The following is a 17,322-nucleotide window of genomic DNA, read 5'->3' as shown; positions in this document are numbered from 1 at the left end:
ATTGTTGTAAAGGATTTCTTAATATTATATTTATATTTGCATAATATTTTAAATTAATAGATGAAAGCACTTGTATTTCCTGGGCAGGGTTCTCAATTCGTTGGGATGGGAAAAGAATTATATGATTCTCGAAAAGACATAAAGGATTTGATGGAATCTGCCAATGAAATTTTAGGTTTTGACATTCTATCTCTTATGTTTAACGGAGTAGATGAAGATCTTAAGAAAACAGAGGTTACTCAGCCCTCTATTTTTATACATTCAGTAGCTGCTTTAAAAGCAGTAAATGGTCTTGGTGCCGAAATGGTAGCCGGACATTCTTTAGGTGAATTTTCAGCATTAGTAGCTAATGGAGTACTGTCCTTCGATGATGGTCTTAAATTAGTTTCTGAAAGAGCGAGAGCAATGCAGGAAGCGTGTGATGCTAATCCCAGCTCTATGGCTGCGATTTTAGGATTGGAAGATGCCAAAGTTGAAGAGATTTGTGCTCAGATCAATGGTATTGTAGTTCCTGCAAATTATAACTGTCCCGGACAATTAGTAATTTCCGGAGAAACAGCTGCAGTAGAAGAAGCTTGTATAAAATTGAAAGAAGCAGGAGCGAGAAGAGCTTTGTTGTTACCTGTGAATGGGGCTTTCCACTCTCCTTTGATGCAACCTGCACAAGAGAAATTGGCAGCTGCCATTGAGCAGACAAAGTTCAGAAAAGCAACGATACCTGTTTATCAGAATATAACTACAACAGCGGTTACTAACCCTGATGAAATTAAACGAAATCTTATTGCACAACTAACAGGTCCTGTAAAGTGGACGCAATCTGTTCAGAATATGATCAAAGATGGTGCTTCTAACTTTGTAGAAGTTGGACCTGGAAAAACGTTACAAGGATTGATCAAGAAGATTGATAGTTCTGTAGACGTTGCCTCTGCAATTTAATAGAAATACTATGGTCGAGATATTTTCACCAGGGAAGCTAATGCTTACTTCAGAATATTTCGCAATAGACGGAGCTCTTGTTTTAGCGGTACCCACCAAGCTAGGACAAGAGTTTTTCTTTGAAGAACAAAACGATGGGAAGTCATTGGTTTTCTGGGAAGCTTATCATCAGAATAAGATTTGGCTAAAAGTCATCATCAATTATGAAACTTGGCAAATTATTGAAACCAATAATTCTTCAAATGCTGAATTCATTTTAAAAACTTTAAAGAATGTTCAGCAACTTTCTGACAAGAAATTTACCTTTACAGACACTTATTTGTTAAAAACAAATCTCCAGTTTCCTTCCGATTTTGGATTTGGCAGTAGCTCAACTCTAATGAATAATCTTTCTGTTTGGGCAGATGTAGATCCATTTCAATTGAATACTCTGAGTTTGGGTGGAAGCGGTTATGATATAGCCGTTGCCAAAGAACAGTCTGCTATTCTATATCAGAACAAGCCGGAAATACAATATAAGAAAGTAATCTTTGATCCTGAGTTCAAAAACCAGTTGATCTTTATCCATTTAAATCAAAAACAAGACAGCAGGGAAGGAATTAACCTTTACAAATCCAGGACTAAATCTCAGGAACTGGTAGATGAATTTTCAAAACTTACCCATGATATTTTATTATGTAGTGAATTATATTATTTTTCACATTTAATGACGATTCATGAGCAAAAAATTTCTCAATTTTTGAATATTCCTACTGTTAAAGAAAAACTCTTCCAGGACTGTCCGGTTTTTGTGAAAAGTTTAGGAGCCTGGGGTGGAGATTTTGTCATGAGTGCCAAATTTAGGGGCTTTAAGGACTATTTTCGGGGAAAAGGTTTTACTACTATTTTTGAATGGAACGATATAATTAATTGATTTTTAATCATTTGCTATCCCGTATTTTTCTTTGCCATTCTGACTTATATCATTATATTTAACCACCTGTAACAATAAATTAATATTTAATTTTGTTGGACTAAAAAAAGAAATAGAAAATATAAGTAAAATGAAACACGCTAAAATCATCCAGGATTTACAAAAATTAGGGATTAAAGGAGACTACGAACTCATATATAATCCTTCTTATGAGGAATTATATCAGGCAGAAGTTTCTTCTGATAATCAGGGGTTTGAGAAAGCTGAGCTTACGGAATCTGGTGCAGTATCAGTAAAAACAGGAATTTTTACTGGCCGTTCTCCTAAAGACAGATATATTGTTCAGGATGATGTTACAAGAGACACAATTTTCTGGGACGGTAAAGTAAATTTACCAACGACAGCAGAAATCTTTCAGTCTTGTAAAGGATTAGTGCTAGACCAACTTTCTTCTTCTAAGAAAATTTATGTAGTAGATGCTTTTTGTGGAACAAATGCAGATACAAGACTTAAAGTAAGATTTATCGTAGAAGTTGCATGGCAGGCGCATTTCGTTACTAATATGTTCATCCGCCCTTCTCATTATGAGCTGGAAAACTTTGGAGAACCTGATTTCACAGTAGTGAATGGTTCTAAAACAACTAACCCGAACTGGGAAGCTCAGGGATTACACTCTGAAAACTTTGTAATGTTTAACCTTACTGAAAAGCTACAGATCATCGGTGGTACTTGGTATGGTGGAGAAATGAAAAAAGGAATGTTTGCAATGATGAACTATTACCTTCCATTGAAAGGTATGGCATCTATGCATTGTTCTGCAAACGTAGGTGAAGAAGGAGATGTTGCTTTATTCTTCGGCCTTTCAGGAACTGGTAAAACAACCTTATCTGCAGATCCGAAAAGATATCTAATTGGGGATGACGAGCATGGTTGGGATAATAATGGAGTATTCAACTATGAGGGAGGTTGCTATGCTAAAGTAATTGATTTATCTGAAGAGAAAGAACCGGATATTTTCAGAGCAATTAAAAGAGATGCTCTTCTTGAAAATGTTGTGGTACACAATGGTGCTTCTGATTATACAGATGGTTCAATTACAGAAAATACAAGAGTTTCTTACCCAATTTATCATATTAATAAAATTGTTTTGCCTTCAAAAGCAGGACATGCGAAAAAGATTGTTTATCTATCTGCAGATGCGTTCGGAGTATTGCCTCCGGTTTCTATTTTAGATGAAAATCAGGCACAGTACCACTTCTTATGTGGATATACTTCTAAACTAGCGGGTACTGAAAGAGGGATTACTTCTCCGGAACCATCATTCTCTCCAGCTTTTGGTGAAGCGTTTCTTACATTACACCCTACAATGTATTCTAAGACATTGATTGGTAAAATGAAGGAGCATGGAGCAAAAGCTTACTTGGTAAATACTGGTTGGAACGGTACTGGAAAAAGAATTTCATTAAAAGATACAAGAGCTATTATCGATTCAATCATTGATGGATCAATTGAAAATGCTCCTAAGACAAGAGTTCCAATTATGAACTTGGAAATTCCTACTTCATTACCAAGCGTTACTGAAGGTATTTTGGATCCTAGAAATACATATAATGATGCAAGTGAATGGGAAGAAAAAGCAAAAGATCTGGCATCAAGATACATTAAGAACTTTGAGCAGTATTGTAACACTGAGGAAGGAAAAAAATTGATTGCATCAGGTCCTCAATTACAAGAACAAACTATTTAAGATATACAATCTGAATATAAAATAAAATGAAAGCCTCATCATCGATGAGGCTTTTTGGGTATTCTTGTTTTAGCAAAATTTAAAAACTCAGAAGTGCCAATCTATATCCCTGCAGACCAAAACCTGATAATACAGCATCTGTATAAGTAGCGGTCACGGATTTTTGACGAAACTCTTCCCTTTTATATATATTGCTAATATGGACTTCTATTTTAGGTTTTTGAATATTTTTTAAACAATCAGCTATTGCATAAGAGTAGTGCGTAAAAGCTCCGGGATTAATTATAACTGCATCGAAATTATCTTCCTGAAGCCTGTTGATCAATTCTCCTTCAATATTAGACTGATAATAATTCAATTCATAGGAAGGAAATTCAGTTTTCAGTTTTTCTAAATATTCTTCCATTGAAATTGTACCATATATTTCAGGTTCCCTTGTGCCTAATAAATTGAGATTAGGACCATTTACAATTAAAATTTTCATAGTATAAAATTAAAAAAGATTTTTTTGATAAACACCAAGGCTTTCTATTTTTATTTAGATTGCGATTATGTGGTATTGTTTTTAATGATATTTCTCATGTTTCTGATACTCTAACTTTCGTAAAGGCTTAATAATATACTATTTATGAAAAATTTAAGTTAATTTTTGTGAAATAAGGATAAAAAAACAATTAGTCTACTTGTTTTGTAGACTAATTGTTTTTAGATTTGCATCCATATTTCGATCGGCTTATAAAGAAAGATGGAGGGAACTGACCCTGTGAAGTCTTAACAACCTGCCTGAGGCAAGGTGTTACATTCAGCCTTTTAAGGAAAGATAAGCATTTGGTTATCAATTATATTGGTGCCTTTTGCTGTATTTCAATAAAGGGTGATTTTTTTCGATATATTTGATAAACAAAATTAATTATGAATAGTAAAACTTTATTTAATGCTAAAATCTGGATCCCTCCAGGTGCTTTATTTTTTCTGGGAATTATAAGTGTAAGTGGCCAGGAAATAAAACTTAAAAAAGATACACTTCGTGAAAAAGATATAGACGAAGTTGTGGTAGTAGCTTATGGAAAAGCTAAAAGAACAAGTTATACCGGTTCGGTAGCAACAATCTCCAGTGAGAAGATTAATAACAGACCTGTAACGAATATCACTAAAGCTCTTGAAGGGCAGGTTGCAGGATTGCAGGCAGTAAGCGCTTCAGGACAGCCCGGTGCAACTGCAACAATTCGTATTAGAGGGATTGGCTCTATCAGTGCTTCAAGCAATCCGTTATTTGTAGTAGATGGGATTCCTTTTGATGGAAATATTAATTCTATCAGCCCAAATGATATTGAATCCATTAGTGTATTAAAAGATGCTACTGCAAGTTCTTTATATGGATCAAGAGGGGCGAATGGGATTATTATTGTTACCACTAAATCCGGGAAAAAAGGAGAACCCCGTGTTAATTTTAATATTAGCCAGGGATTTTCAAGTAGAGCAGTAAAGGACTATAAACAAGTAAATACAGATCAGTACTTTCAGTTGTATTGGGAGGCTTTGCGAAATGGATACAGATCCCCTCAGGTTTCATCACAACAGGCAGCACAGATGGCTACTAATAATTTAGTAAATGAATTGGGAATTAATCCGTATGGTCAGAATTATGCTCAGCCAGTGGGGACAGATGGGAAACTTTTACCAGGAGCCAAAGCTTTATGGAATGATGACTGGAGAGATATTCTTCAAAGAGTTGCTTCCAGAAATCAGGTAGATCTCGACTTTAGTGGTGGAAATGAAAAAGGAAATTATTTTTTCTCATTAGGATACCTGGATGATAAAGGAATTGCCATAGGTTCTGGTTTTACAAAATACAGTGCAAGGCTAAAGATTAATAATGAAGTTAAAAAATGGTTAACTGTAGGAGCTAATTTGAGCTATACTAATAGTCTTCAGGAAGCTCCGCCTTCTTCAGATTCAAGAACGGATAATATTATCAATGCTGCCAGAGTGATCCCTTCTTTTTATCCATATTACGAGCGAAATTCGGATGGAAGCTATCGTCTAGATGCTAATGGAAACTATATCTACGATTTTGGAAAGTACAGACCTACGGCTGCATTGCAAAATCAAAACGCTGCCGCAACCTTACCATTAGATAAAAATGAGAACAGAGAAGATAACTTTTCAGGAAAAGGATTTTTGGACTTTACCTTTTTGCCGGAATTGAAATTTAAATCCAGTTTCTCGGTTGATCTCGTGAATTATAACGGACACTACTATTCCAATCCGTTACTAGGAGAGGGAAGTGAAATAGGAGGCTCTGTAACAAAAACAAATTCGAGAACTTTATCTTATACAACGAGTAATATTTTGACATATGATAAAAAATTCAACGAACATCATTTTAATGTTTTAGCGGGACAAGAGTTTTATCATTATGAATATCAAACCATTTCAGGAAATAGGAGTCAATTTTCTTTACCTTATTATTATGAGCCAGATGCTGCAGCATTATTAGGTGGTTTCAGTGGGAATAGTGATAAATTAGGCTTACTGAGTTTTTTAGGTAAAGCAGAATATGATTTTAAAAATACCTATTTTGTTTCCGGATCTATAAGAGCAGATGGCTCTTCAAGATTTTCACGTGAAAATAGGTGGGGGACATTTTGGTCTGTAGGTGGTTCCTGGAAATTATCTAATGAGAGTTTTATTAAAAATATGAACTTCTTTAATCAGCTTACTCTTCGTGCAAGTTATGGAGGGCAAGGGAATGATAAATTAAGTACTTATTATGCTTATCAGAGTTTATATGCATTTTATAACAATTTGGGTGAAGGAGGAACAGTGGCGAGCCGACTTCCTACTCCGAGTTTAAAATGGGAGACTAACCTTAACTTAAATGTAGGACTTGAATTTGCAGTATTTAATAATAGAGTTAAAGGAAATGTAGAATATTTCCAGCGTCAGAGTAAAGATCTTTTGTTTGACAGGCCCTTAGCTCCTTCTCTTGGCTTTACGGGTTATTCTGCAAATATTGGTGAATTGAAAAATACGGGATTTGAATTCTCACTATTTACAACGCCAGTTAAAACAGACGATTTTCAGTGGGATGTTGATGTGAATTTGACTACGTTGAAGAATAGAATTACTAAACTTCCAAAAGGTTCGATTGTAACCGGAACTAAATTATTAGAAGTAGGAGGTTCTGTTTATGACTTTTTTATTCCAGAATGGATAGGTGTTGATCCAAGTAATGGAGCTCCTCTATGGAAATATATCTATCAGGATACAAATGGTAATACTGTAGAAGGTACAACCTCAGAATATGCTAAAGCTACAAAAACTCTACAGGGTTCTTCTTTACCTAAGATTTCGGGTGGGATTACCACAAGTATAACATACAAAAATTTTGATTTTTCAGGATTGGTAACTTTTAGGGTTGGAGGAAAGATTCTTGATACAGACTACACGATGTTAATGTCTAATGGAAGTGCCGGAGGTCGGGCATGGAGTGCTGAAATGCTTAATAGATGGACTCCAGAGAATCCAAATACAGATGTTCCTGCTTTAAGTACAAAAACCAATAACTGGACATCCGCTTCTTCAAGATTTTTATATTCAGGAACTTATGCAAGGGTGAAAAATGTTAGTATTGGGTATACCCTACCTTCTGATTATTTTGGAAAGCTAGGATTGAGAAAGTTCAGAATCTACCTTCAGGCAGAAAACCTGCTGACATTCTCTAAGCATAAAGGAATGGATCCTGAGCAGGCTATAGATGGGACAACCTATTATAGATATCCTGCGATGAGAACAATAACCTTTGGTCTTCAAGCCACTCTTTAAACTTTAAAATTAAAACAATGAAAAAAATAAAATATTTATCATTTGCATTGATCACAGCACTTTCCATTACGGGGTGTACAAGTGATTTGGAAACTGCACCGACCAACCAGGCTAATGAAGAGGAAGTTTTTAAGACTGCCGAAAGTGCAGAAACTGTTGTTAATGGGACGTGGGCAAAATTTAATGACGATGGAACAAGCTATGCTAATATTGGATATTCTACGGTGTTGAGAACAAGTGATGCGATGGGAAGTGATGTAGCAGTTTTGACTAATAAATATGGGTTTGCTTCTCCCTATGCCTTTACTGATTTAGTAAACAATACGGGAAGTCGCTCATTGTTTATCTGGAGTTCATTGTATGCTGTGATAAACAATATGAATAATGTGATCAGTAGAATAGATGGAGTAACAGGAAGCCAATCAAAAAAAGACCAGGTAAAAGGCCAGGCAAAAGCTTTACGTGCTTTTTGCTACCTGAATCTGGCGAGTTTTTATCAATTCAGCTATTTAAAAGACAAGAACGCTCTGGTTGCTCCTATTTATACAGAACCTACTACAACAAACTCCGTAGGAAAGAAAAGAGCTAGTCTTGAAGAAATCTATACTTTGATCAAAAATGATCTATCTGAAGCAAGTCTTTTATTAACCAATTACACCCGAAATAATAAGGATAAAATTGATAAATCTGTTGTAAATGGATTATTGGCAAGAGCTTATTTGAATACTGGTGAATGGGATAAAGCCGTCACTGCTGCACAAATAGCAAAGGCTGGTTTTCCGTTAATGGCTCCAGAAAAATATAAAGATGGTTTTAATGATATTACAAACGCTGAATGGATATGGGGGCACGGCCAGACTCAGGAGCAGTCCGGAGAAAGCTATGCATTCCACTATCTAGATGTTTCTTCTTCAGGAAGTTACTATTATAGTTTTATGGCTGATCCTTATTTTAAAGACCTTTTTGATACCAATGATATCAGATATCAATTATTCCAATGGGACGGACTTCCAGGAAGAGAAGGTCTTTTGAGATATGCTAAATTTAAGTTTAAAGCCAATCTGATTGCAGATATCGTGTTCATGAGAGCTGCTGAGATGTATTTGATCGAAGCAGAAGCAGCAGCCAGAAATGGTAATATTACCAATGCTGTAACAGTTTTAAATCAATTAAAATCAGCTCGACATGCTAATATTTATAGTGGACCTTTAGCACAAAACGATGTGATTAAAGAGATTCTGATTGAGCGAAGAAAAGAATTATTTGGTGAAGGTTTTTCCTTATCTGACATTATCAGAACGCAAGGAACAGTTGTGAGAAAACCATTTACAGATGCTAACGGACAACCCATCAAGGTACAGATAACGACTCCTGATGGAACAGTAAAAACAGTTAATGGAAGGGGGCATTCTATATTTTCTTTCCCTGACCAATCTGCCTTTGCTCCGAATAGCAGGTATTATTTGTTTACAATTCCTCAGAAAGAGGTGGAGAATAATCCGAATCTTTAAGAAATATTTCATTCGATACATTGAAAATCCCTCATAAATAGTGAGGGATTTTTAATGTATTGGGACATTTGTTTGATTATAATCTAGTTATCTTTTTCAGGTGAGTTTTTAGTAAATCTTAATTCATGTTGTATTTTTTAAATGTGATTTATTTTCTCATATATTCATCTTTAATACTCTCCCATTTTATAACATCTGGATATAAGCTTTTTAAAGCAGGGTCTCTGTATAAAGAGTCTTCTTTGTACTTAAGAATAAAATAGTTTAGATCTGGATTTTTATTTAAAGGTGGAAATAACATATACCGTGTACCTCCTTTATACCCTTTTTCTTTTTCAATCTGCTGTCCTATTGAAGTTTTCTCTATGACTTTAAAAGTAAGAAAGTAGAAAAAGGGGAGTAGTATAGGAAGAAGTATGTATAATTTAGGGAAATAATCTAAACCTCTTCCAATGAAGATTAAAATGAAAATATAAGGTACTAAATGAAAAACATGAATGTCTGACACATTGTGCTTAATACAGAAAGCAAAAAATGGTAAAGCTCCTATTGCAATGTAGTCAAGAAACTTTTTATTTCGTAGTCCCCAAAACAAGAATATAATGAAATACAAAAAGTTATAAATCAAAATGCCTGAGTTCTTTACAATGCTTTTTAAAATAATTTTTATATCTAAATTAAAAACAGAATCTGTATAGTCGGGATTACTTAGGATAGCACCAAATGTATGATGACCTAAAAAAGGAGGAATCAACAAAATAGAACATAGAAAGAATACAATCCATATCCCATAAATGCAATGCTTTTTTAAATGCTTGAAATTTTTAAAAAGAAAATAAAAATATATAGGAATAAAAAGAATTGATTGAATATGGATTAAGAAAAGGAGACCAAAGAAAAATGATAAATAATAAAAATATTTTGGTCTTTTATCCTGAATAAATTTAAATAAGTTGATCAGAAAAAGAGCAACGAATAACAAATAAAATGTATAAACCTCTGTTATAATAGATTGCCTCCAAAAGGTAAATGATAACCCCAACAATAAAATACAGATCAGAGATGATCTAGGAGAGACTCCCACGATTTCTAATAATTTTTTTAGATAGAATAAAAATAATAAACTACAAATTATACTTACTCCAACAAAAAGAAAATGAACATTGATAAAGGGAAGTATTTTATGAAGAAATGCCAAAACATTAGAAAATAACAGATGATTGGTTGCATTTGAGTCAAATTCAAATCCATTATATCCCTGTACAGTAAATACTATACTGTCTCCCAAAGAAGGATCCTTTGCGACTGAGAATATATATATAATCAGTAAAAATAAAATGCTGGAAAGTAATTGGAGAGTATATTTCTTGTTCATATTTCGAGACACTAATCATTATATGTTTTCAGATGTAAAATTAATGAAACTTCACTAGAATTGAAAAAGAATGAAAAATAACTATCCTCCGAATAGATAGTTGTATATGGATTTAATATTTTTTTAATAAAAAAATTCTACCTTTGTCAAAATGAACTTCTTAAGATTGATTTTAGCATTGTATTTTGTGGCATTGTCTCTGATGCCATGTGAAGATGTGCATAAACAATTGAGTTCTTCTAAAGCTGGCTTCTCATTAAATATTGAAGAGTCTCATTCAAAGGATCGAGGTGATATTTGTTCTCCCTTATGTGTTTGCAATTGTTGTCAGATGACCGTTGCAGCTTTTAAAATGGAACCTCAGATAAACATTCCAAAACAAATTCAATCTTACTTTTCAAAAAAGATCCTTTTCCACAAAAATGATTTTGCCTATCAGGTTTACGAAAACATCTGGCAGCCCCCTAAAATTTAATTTTATTGAATATTAGAAAGTAACCCTTTCTAACCCTAGGTGAAACTTTGCAATTCCATTGCAGAGATCTTCATGATATTTTTGCACCTGACATTTATATTGTCAGATGTACATATTTTCAATAAAATAAATCTTATTTGTGTTAGATAAAATCATAAAATTCAGTATCAAAAACAAGTTCATTGTAGGTATTATGACCTTGTTGTTGATTATCTGGGGAGTCTGGAGTGCTACCAAACTACCCATAGATGCAGTGCCTGATATTACCAATAATCAGGTGCAGATTATTACTGTATGCCCTACGCTGGCAGGACAGGAAGTAGAGCAGTTAGTTACTTTTCCTATTGAACAGAGCATTGCTAATGTTCCTGGAATTGAGGATACAAGAAGTATCTCAAGATTTGGACTTTCGGTTATTACCGTAGTTTTTAAAGAAGATGTAGATGTTTATTTTGCCCGACAGCTGATTAGTGAAAAGCTGAAACAAGCTGTGGAAGAAATCCCGAAGGGGGTGGGAACGCCGGAATTAGCTCCGGTAAGTACCGGGCTGGGAGAAGTATATCAATATATCCTTCACCCGAAAAAAGGAAGTGAGAAAAAATATAATGCCAAGGAACTGCGTACAATGCAGGATTGGATAGTCCGAAGACAGCTCAACGGGACTCCGGGAGTTGCGGAGGTTAACAGTTTTGGTGGAGAATTGAAGCAATATGAAGTGGCGATCAATCCCAACCGTCTTAAAGGAATGGGAGTGAGCATCACAGATATTTTTACAGCCTTAGAAAAAAACAACCAGAATACGGGTGGTGCCTATATAGATAAAAAACCGAATGCATATTTTATTCGTGGAATTGGTATGGTAACATCTTTAGATGATGTTAAAAACATAGCGGTAAAAAATGAAACAGGAAGCGTTCCTATTTTCATAAAAGATGTTGCAGATGTGCGTTTTGGAAGTGCTGTTCGATATGGTGCAATGACCTTTAACGGAAAAGTAGATGCAGTAGGGGGTGTTGTAATGATGCTGAAGGGAGCAAACAGTAATGAAGTAGTTGGCAATATTAAAGCTAAAATACCCACTATTCAGAAATCTCTTCCTGATGATGTTGTTATTGAACCATTTCTGGATAGAACAGATTTGGTGGGAAGAGCAATGAAAACAGTAGAAAAAAACTTAGTGGAAGGAGCATTAATTGTCATCTTCGTACTTGTTATTTTTCTCGGGAATCTTAGAGCTGGACTTATTGTAGCATCAGCAATTCCACTTTCGTTATTATTCGCATTAGGGATGATGAATGTATTTGGAGTGAGTGCCAATCTAATGAGTTTAGGAGCAATTGACTTCGGGTTAATTGTAGATGGAGCTGTTATCATTGTAGAGTCGACATTACATATATTGAATCATAAAAGTAAGGGACGGCTTACTCAAATCCAGATGGATCAGGAAGTAGGAACAGCTGCATCCAAAATGATGAACAGTGCCATATTTGGACAGGTCATTATTTTAATTGTATACATTCCTATTCTGACATTAGCAGGAGTAGAAGGGAAAATGTTTACTCCAATGGCAAAAACAGTAGGATTTGCAATTATTGGAGCAACAATTTTATCAGTGACCTATATTCCAATGGTAAGTGCATTGTTCCTTTCGAAAAACATTAAAAATAAAAAAACAATCAGTGATAAAATAATGGACTTTTTGCAACGTATTTATCAGCCGTTGCTACAAAAAGCCATTAAATTAAAATACATGATTGTCTCTATAACAATTTTCATTTTCGTTGTGGCTGCTTTTATATTTAAAGGTATGGGTGGAGAATTCATTCCGCAACTACAGGAGGGAGATTATGCTTTCCACTGTATTTTGCCACAAGGAAGTTCTCTAAGCCAAAGTCTTGAGACTTCTATGCAGGCTTCAAGAATTATCAAACAATTTGATGAGGTAAAAATGGTAGTTGGAAAAACAGGTTCTGCAGAAGTACCAACGGATCCAATGCCACCTGAAGCCACTGATATGATCGTCGTTTTAAAACCACAAAGCGAATGGAAAACTAAAAAATCCTATACAGAACTAGCTGATGAGATCAGTGAAAAACTAGAATCAATTCCTGGAGTATTCTTTGAGAAGAACCAGCCAATACAAATGCGTTTTAACGAATTGATGACGGGGATCAGACAGGATGTAGCAGTTAAAATTTTTGGAGAAAATCTTGATTCTCTTTCAATTTATGCAGACAAAGTGGGTAAAGTCATTCAAACGGTAGATGGAGCAACGGCCCCACAAATCGAGAGGGTAAGTGGTCTTCCACAGATTAATGTTGTGTATGACAGAACAAGAATAGCGAATTATGGATTAAATATTGAAGACGTAAACAATGCTTTAAGTACAGCTTTTGCTGGAAAAAGTACTGGGCAAGTCTTTGAGAATGAAAGACGTTTTGATTTGGTCGTTCGATTGGATAGCCTTAACAGAACCAATATTGATGATGTCAATAATTTGATGATCACAACCAACACAGGAGCACAGATTCCTCTCTCTCAGGTTGCTAATGTTAGTTATAAATTAGGGCCTGCACAAATCAGCCGTGAACAAGGAAAACGAAGAATTGTAATCGGATTCAATGTAAAAGGCCGTGATGTTGAAAGTGTCGTAAAAGATATTCAGGTTAAACTTGAAAAACAGATAAAATTACCAGCAGGATATTACTTTACCTATGGAGGACAGTTTGAAAATCTGCAAGAGGCAAGTCAGCGTCTTACCATTGCAGTACCTATATCTTTGTTTTTGATTTTCATGCTGTTGTACTTCACCTTTAATTCATTTAAACAGGCTGCTCTAATCTTTACAGCGATTCCAATGAGTGCAATAGGAGGAATATTTGCCCTTCTTTTAAGAGGAATGCCATTCAGTATCAGTGCTGGAATTGGATTCATAGCTTTATTCGGGGTTGCAGTTCTAAATGGAATTGTTTTGATAGGTACTTTTAATGAATTAGAAAAAGAAGGGGAAACCAATATTCTAAAAAGAGTAATGGAAGGAACAAAAACAAGACTTCGTCCTGTATTGATGACGGCTACTGTAGCATCCTTAGGATTTTTACCAATGGCAATATCAACAGGAGCGGGAGCAGAAGTTCAAAAGCCTTTGGCAACAGTAGTCATTGGAGGATTAATTACTGCGACATTTTTAACGCTGTTTGTGTTACCAATGTTATATATTATTTTCAACACGAAAATTCCATTAAGGAAGATAAAAGTGAAGCCATTAGCTACAATAATTATTTTTGGATTCTTAATGTTAGGCCAAACATTAAATGCCCAATCTAAAACACTTTCCATAGAACAGGCGGTTTCAACAGCAGTAGATAATAATTTATCCCTGAAGTCGAAGGACCTCAGTATTCAGTCTGCCGAGGCTTTAAAACCTACAGCAACTGAGCTTCCGAAACTTGCTTTTGATGCTCAGTTGGGGCAATACAATAGTCCTAGATTTGATCAGTCATTTGCTATTTCACAAAGTATTCCTTTTCCTACAATATTTAAAGCCAGGAAAGAATTAATTGCTGAAACCATAAAAAGTAAACAGATTGATAAAGAGATTTCTATAAATGAGCTGGTAAAACAGGTACGGTCATATTACTATCAAATAGAATATCTACAGTATAATAAATCGCAGCTTGCAAACCTGGATAGTCTATATCAGGATTTTATCCGAATTGCAACCGTAAGATATAAAGCAGGAGATATTAAGAAAATAGAAATTAGTACAGCTGAAACACAAAAAGGAGAAATCAGTCTTTTATTGAATCAAAATCAGGTGTATCTAAATAATGCTTATAAAAATCTGAAGACTCTTTTAAATGTATCTGAAGATTTTGAAATTCCATTTAATGACAAGTATGAACCCTTAAAAGCTGAAAATATTCTTGATACAAAAGTACTGGATAACAATCCTACTATAAAGGCTTTTTATCAGGAAATGGAAATTGCAGAAAGAAATAAAAATGTTGAAAAATCACAAGGACTTCCGGAATTCAGTGTTGGATATACCAATCAATCACTGATGGGATTGTATCCAAAAAATGGACAGGAGGTATTTTATAACTCAGGGAACCGTTTCAGCTCTGTAACTCTTGGTATTGCAATTCCATTGACTTTTGGAGCTACAAAGGCAAGAATTAAATCATTGGAATATCAGAAACAGGTAGCGGAGACCAATGCGAGATATCAAAAGAATCAACTTGCCACACAGTTGGAAAATGCGATCACGCAGTATCAGCAAGATACACAACAGTATAGTTATTATATAGGACAGGCAATCCCTAATGCCAATAAAATTGTAAAGGCAGCTCAGTTGGGATATAAAACGGGAGAAATTACCTATGTGGAATATCTATTTGCCTTACAAACTGCCACTAACATTCAATTAAAATATCTGGAATCAATTCAACAGGTCAATCAATCTGTAGTTACCATTAATTCAATAATTAATAAATAAAATGAGAAAAAAACACATCATCATATATTTTACATTCCTTTCTTTAATAGCCATTAGTTGTGGTGAAAAGAAAGAGGTAACTGAGAGTGCTGCGGGGAAAACAGAACAAAAAGCTGAGAAACCCGCAGATGCCCCTCAAACGATCGCAGCACTTACTGAAGAACAGATAAAAGCTGTAGGAGTTACATTGGGTACCATTGAAATGAAAGAACTGACTTCGACCATTAAAGCCAATGGTTTATTAAGTGTTCCAAATAATAACAAAGCAACAGTAACTTCTTTATACGGTGGGATTATTAAAACACTGAATGTTCAGGTAGGAAGTATTGTAAGCAAAGGACAAGTAATTGCAACCATCACAAATCCTGAATTTATCCAGCTTCAGGAAGATTATCTTACCACGAACAGCAGAATTACGTATGCAGAGCAAGAATATAGAAGACAGAGAGAGCTTTTCGATAATGATGCCGGCGCAAAGAAAAATCTTCAAAGTTCAGATTCGGAATTAAGAACATTAAGGACCAGAAAATCATCCTTATTGAGACAGCTTCAAATGATGGGAATTAATCCGGGAAGTGTAAATAATGCAAATATGAGATCAGGCCTTGTGATAACGGCGCCTATTAGTGGGACGATCAGTAGTATAGCTGCGCAAATAGGGAGTTATGTAAATGTCTCTTCTCCTGTTGCGGAAATTATTGATAATCAATCTATACATTTAGATTTACAGGTTTTTGAAAAAGATCTTCCAAAAATGAGAGTGGGGCAAATCGTTCATTTTAAATTGACAAATAATCCTGAAGCAGAATATGATGCAAAAGTGTATAGTATAGGTTCTTCTTTTGAAAACGAAAGTAAAACAATCTCTATACATTGTACTGTTACCGGAAATAAATCAGGATTAATAGATGGTATGAATATTACAGGAATTGTAAGCCTTGACAAGAGTACAACTCCAGCGATTCCAAATGAAGCTATAGTAGAAGCAGACGGGAAATTTTATGTTTTTGTACAGACTGATAAAAAGCCAGAGGAGGATCATGATGAAGAACCATCCAAAGAAGTGAAAACTAAAAAAGAAGTTAAAACAATTAATTTTGAGAAAATAGAAGTTGTAAAAGGATCTTCAGATATGGGATATACTGCAATAACTCCTGTTGGTAATATTGAGCCGAATGCTAAGATTGTAGTAAAAAGTGCATTTTTTGTTAATGCTAAATTGACCAATGGTGGTGAACACGACGAATAAATCATCTCAATAAAAAACACACAAATAGAAAAATCATAAGATGGTTTTAAAGGAAGAACTTGAAAAACAGGGAAACTGGTTGTTTAGATATAGAAGTACTTTGCCGATTGGTATTTTGCTTGTCGGTTTAGTAGTTTCTATTCAAAACAATTTAAAAGAAGAAGCGACCAGTTGTATTATACTCTATGAATTTGCTTGCTTATTAGTAAGTGTTATAGGGCTAGGGATTAGGGTATATACAGTTGGATATACACCTAAAAACACCTCAGGAAGAAATACCTCAGAAGGACAGGTCGCTGATACACTCAATACAACAGGAATGTACAGTGTTGTAAGAAACCCTTTATATTTAGGGAACTTCTTTATGTGGTTAGGACTTGCAATGTTTACGGAGAACTTGTGGTTTGTGATTTCTTTTGTTCTTTTTTATTGGATTTATTACGAAAGGATTATTTATGCTGAGGAACAGTTTTTAGAAAGAAAATTTGGTGAAAAATATAGAAATTGGGCATCTAAAGTACCGGTTTTTATCCCTAACTTAGGGTTGTTTTCGAAGAACGATATGTCTTTTAGTATAAAAAAGGTATTAAAGAAGGAAAAGAATGGGCTTTTTGCAATGTTTCTGATTTTCATGTTGTTTGATTTAACCAAGGAGTGGATCGGAAATCACTCTGATCATAATTTGTTTTTCATTTCAGGGACTCTTCTAACAATGATTATTTACATTGTATTAAAAGTGCTAAAAATGAATACGAGAATTTTAGAGAGCGATAGGTCATAAAGAATTAGA

The 17,322-nt window shown here is 34.6% G+C and carries 11 protein-coding genes and 1 riboswitch; of the genes, 9 read left to right on the top strand and 2 right to left on the bottom strand.

Annotation, left to right across the window (positions count from 1 at the left end):
* Positions 1-60 precede the first annotated feature (60 nt).
* The 3 genes from fabD (at position 61) to pckA (ending at position 3,596) form a co-directional block, all read left to right on the top strand.
* The gene (gene fabD, locus JHL15_RS01370) at positions 61-936 is read left to right on the top strand and encodes an ACP S-malonyltransferase (RefSeq protein ID WP_200241775.1); all 876 of its coding nucleotides are present in this window, start codon (positions 61-63) and stop codon (positions 934-936) included.
* Positions 937-946: 10 nt separating this feature from the next.
* Positions 947-1,849 carry a GYDIA family GHMP kinase gene (locus JHL15_RS01365; protein ID WP_200241771.1) on the top strand — a complete coding sequence of 301 codons (903 nt, stop codon included), beginning with the start codon at positions 947-949 and terminating at the stop codon, positions 1,847-1,849.
* A 130-nt stretch (positions 1,850-1,979) separates the two neighbouring features.
* Entirely contained in the window at positions 1,980-3,596 is a 1,617-nt protein-coding gene (gene pckA / locus JHL15_RS01360) for a phosphoenolpyruvate carboxykinase (ATP) (RefSeq protein WP_200241770.1), read from the top strand.
* Between the two features lie 79 nt (positions 3,597-3,675).
* Here pckA and JHL15_RS01355 read toward each other — a convergent pair whose 3' ends face one another.
* Complete coding sequence (locus tag JHL15_RS01355) at positions 3,676-4,080, bottom strand: type II 3-dehydroquinate dehydratase (protein ID WP_200241769.1); 405 nt, start codon at positions 4,078-4,080, stop codon at positions 3,676-3,678.
* Between the two features lie 246 nt (positions 4,081-4,326).
* Positions 4,327-4,423, top strand: a riboswitch (SAM riboswitch).
* 85 nt (positions 4,424-4,508) lie between these two features.
* On the opposite strand from JHL15_RS01355, the gene JHL15_RS01350 reads away from it, so the two are divergent.
* Positions 4,509-7,424 carry a SusC/RagA family TonB-linked outer membrane protein gene (locus tag JHL15_RS01350; protein WP_200241768.1) on the top strand — a complete coding sequence of 972 codons (2,916 nt, stop codon included), beginning with the start codon at positions 4,509-4,511 and terminating at the stop codon, positions 7,422-7,424.
* 17 nt (positions 7,425-7,441) lie between these two features.
* Entirely contained in the window at positions 7,442-8,935 is a 1,494-nt protein-coding gene (locus JHL15_RS01345) for a RagB/SusD family nutrient uptake outer membrane protein (protein ID WP_200241767.1), read from the top strand.
* Between the two features lie 148 nt (positions 8,936-9,083).
* Here JHL15_RS01345 and JHL15_RS01340 read toward each other — a convergent pair whose 3' ends face one another.
* On the bottom strand, positions 9,084-10,310 hold the full coding sequence (locus JHL15_RS01340; protein ID WP_200241766.1) for a protein O-mannosyl-transferase family: 1,227 nt from the start codon (positions 10,308-10,310) through the stop codon (positions 9,084-9,086).
* A 151-nt stretch (positions 10,311-10,461) separates the two neighbouring features.
* Here JHL15_RS01340 and JHL15_RS01335 point away from each other — a divergent pair, with 151 nt between their 5' ends.
* From JHL15_RS01335 to JHL15_RS01320, 4 genes are all read left to right on the top strand, one after another.
* Positions 10,462-10,785 (top strand): DUF6660 family protein, encoded by a 324-nt coding sequence (locus tag JHL15_RS01335; protein ID WP_200241765.1) that lies wholly within the window; start codon positions 10,462-10,464, stop codon positions 10,783-10,785.
* 139 nt (positions 10,786-10,924) lie between these two features.
* Positions 10,925-15,283: a CusA/CzcA family heavy metal efflux RND transporter gene (locus JHL15_RS01330; RefSeq protein WP_200241764.1), complete on the top strand. Its 4,359-nt coding sequence runs from the start codon at positions 10,925-10,927 to the stop codon at positions 15,281-15,283.
* 1 nt (position 15,284) lies between these two features.
* The gene (locus JHL15_RS01325; RefSeq protein ID WP_200241762.1) at positions 15,285-16,532 is read left to right on the top strand and encodes an efflux RND transporter periplasmic adaptor subunit; all 1,248 of its coding nucleotides are present in this window, start codon (positions 15,285-15,287) and stop codon (positions 16,530-16,532) included.
* A 40-nt stretch (positions 16,533-16,572) separates the two neighbouring features.
* On the top strand, positions 16,573-17,313 hold the full coding sequence (locus JHL15_RS01320) for a methyltransferase family protein (RefSeq protein ID WP_200241759.1): 741 nt from the start codon (positions 16,573-16,575) through the stop codon (positions 17,311-17,313).
* The last annotated feature ends 9 nt before the right edge of the window (positions 17,314-17,322 follow it).

The organism is Chryseobacterium paridis (assembly GCF_016595215.1).
In the GTDB taxonomy this organism is placed as follows: domain Bacteria; phylum Bacteroidota; class Bacteroidia; order Flavobacteriales; family Weeksellaceae; genus Chryseobacterium; species Chryseobacterium paridis.
This window is presented reverse-complemented; position numbering and strand designations above follow the sequence as displayed.

Bases quoted from the DNA above. Each gene is read 5' to 3' on its own strand.
- JHL15_RS01325 (WP_200241762.1), top strand. From the start codon at position 15,285: ATGAGAAAAAAACACATCATCATATATTTTACATTCCTTTCTTTAATA.
- JHL15_RS01355 (WP_200241769.1), bottom strand. From the start codon at position 4,080: ATGAAAATTTTAATTGTAAATGGTCCTAATCTCAATTTATTAGGCACA.
- JHL15_RS01350 (WP_200241768.1), top strand. From the start codon at position 4,509: ATGAATAGTAAAACTTTATTTAATGCTAAAATCTGGATCCCTCCAGGT.
- JHL15_RS01320 (WP_200241759.1), top strand. From the start codon at position 16,573: ATGGTTTTAAAGGAAGAACTTGAAAAACAGGGAAACTGGTTGTTTAGA.
- JHL15_RS01365 (WP_200241771.1), top strand. From the start codon at position 947: ATGGTCGAGATATTTTCACCAGGGAAGCTAATGCTTACTTCAGAATAT.
- fabD (WP_200241775.1), top strand. From the start codon at position 61: ATGAAAGCACTTGTATTTCCTGGGCAGGGTTCTCAATTCGTTGGGATG.
- JHL15_RS01335 (WP_200241765.1), top strand. From the start codon at position 10,462: ATGAACTTCTTAAGATTGATTTTAGCATTGTATTTTGTGGCATTGTCT.
- pckA (WP_200241770.1), top strand. From the start codon at position 1,980: ATGAAACACGCTAAAATCATCCAGGATTTACAAAAATTAGGGATTAAA.
- JHL15_RS01340 (WP_200241766.1), bottom strand. From the start codon at position 10,310: ATGAACAAGAAATATACTCTCCAATTACTTTCCAGCATTTTATTTTTA.
- JHL15_RS01345 (WP_200241767.1), top strand. From the start codon at position 7,442: ATGAAAAAAATAAAATATTTATCATTTGCATTGATCACAGCACTTTCC.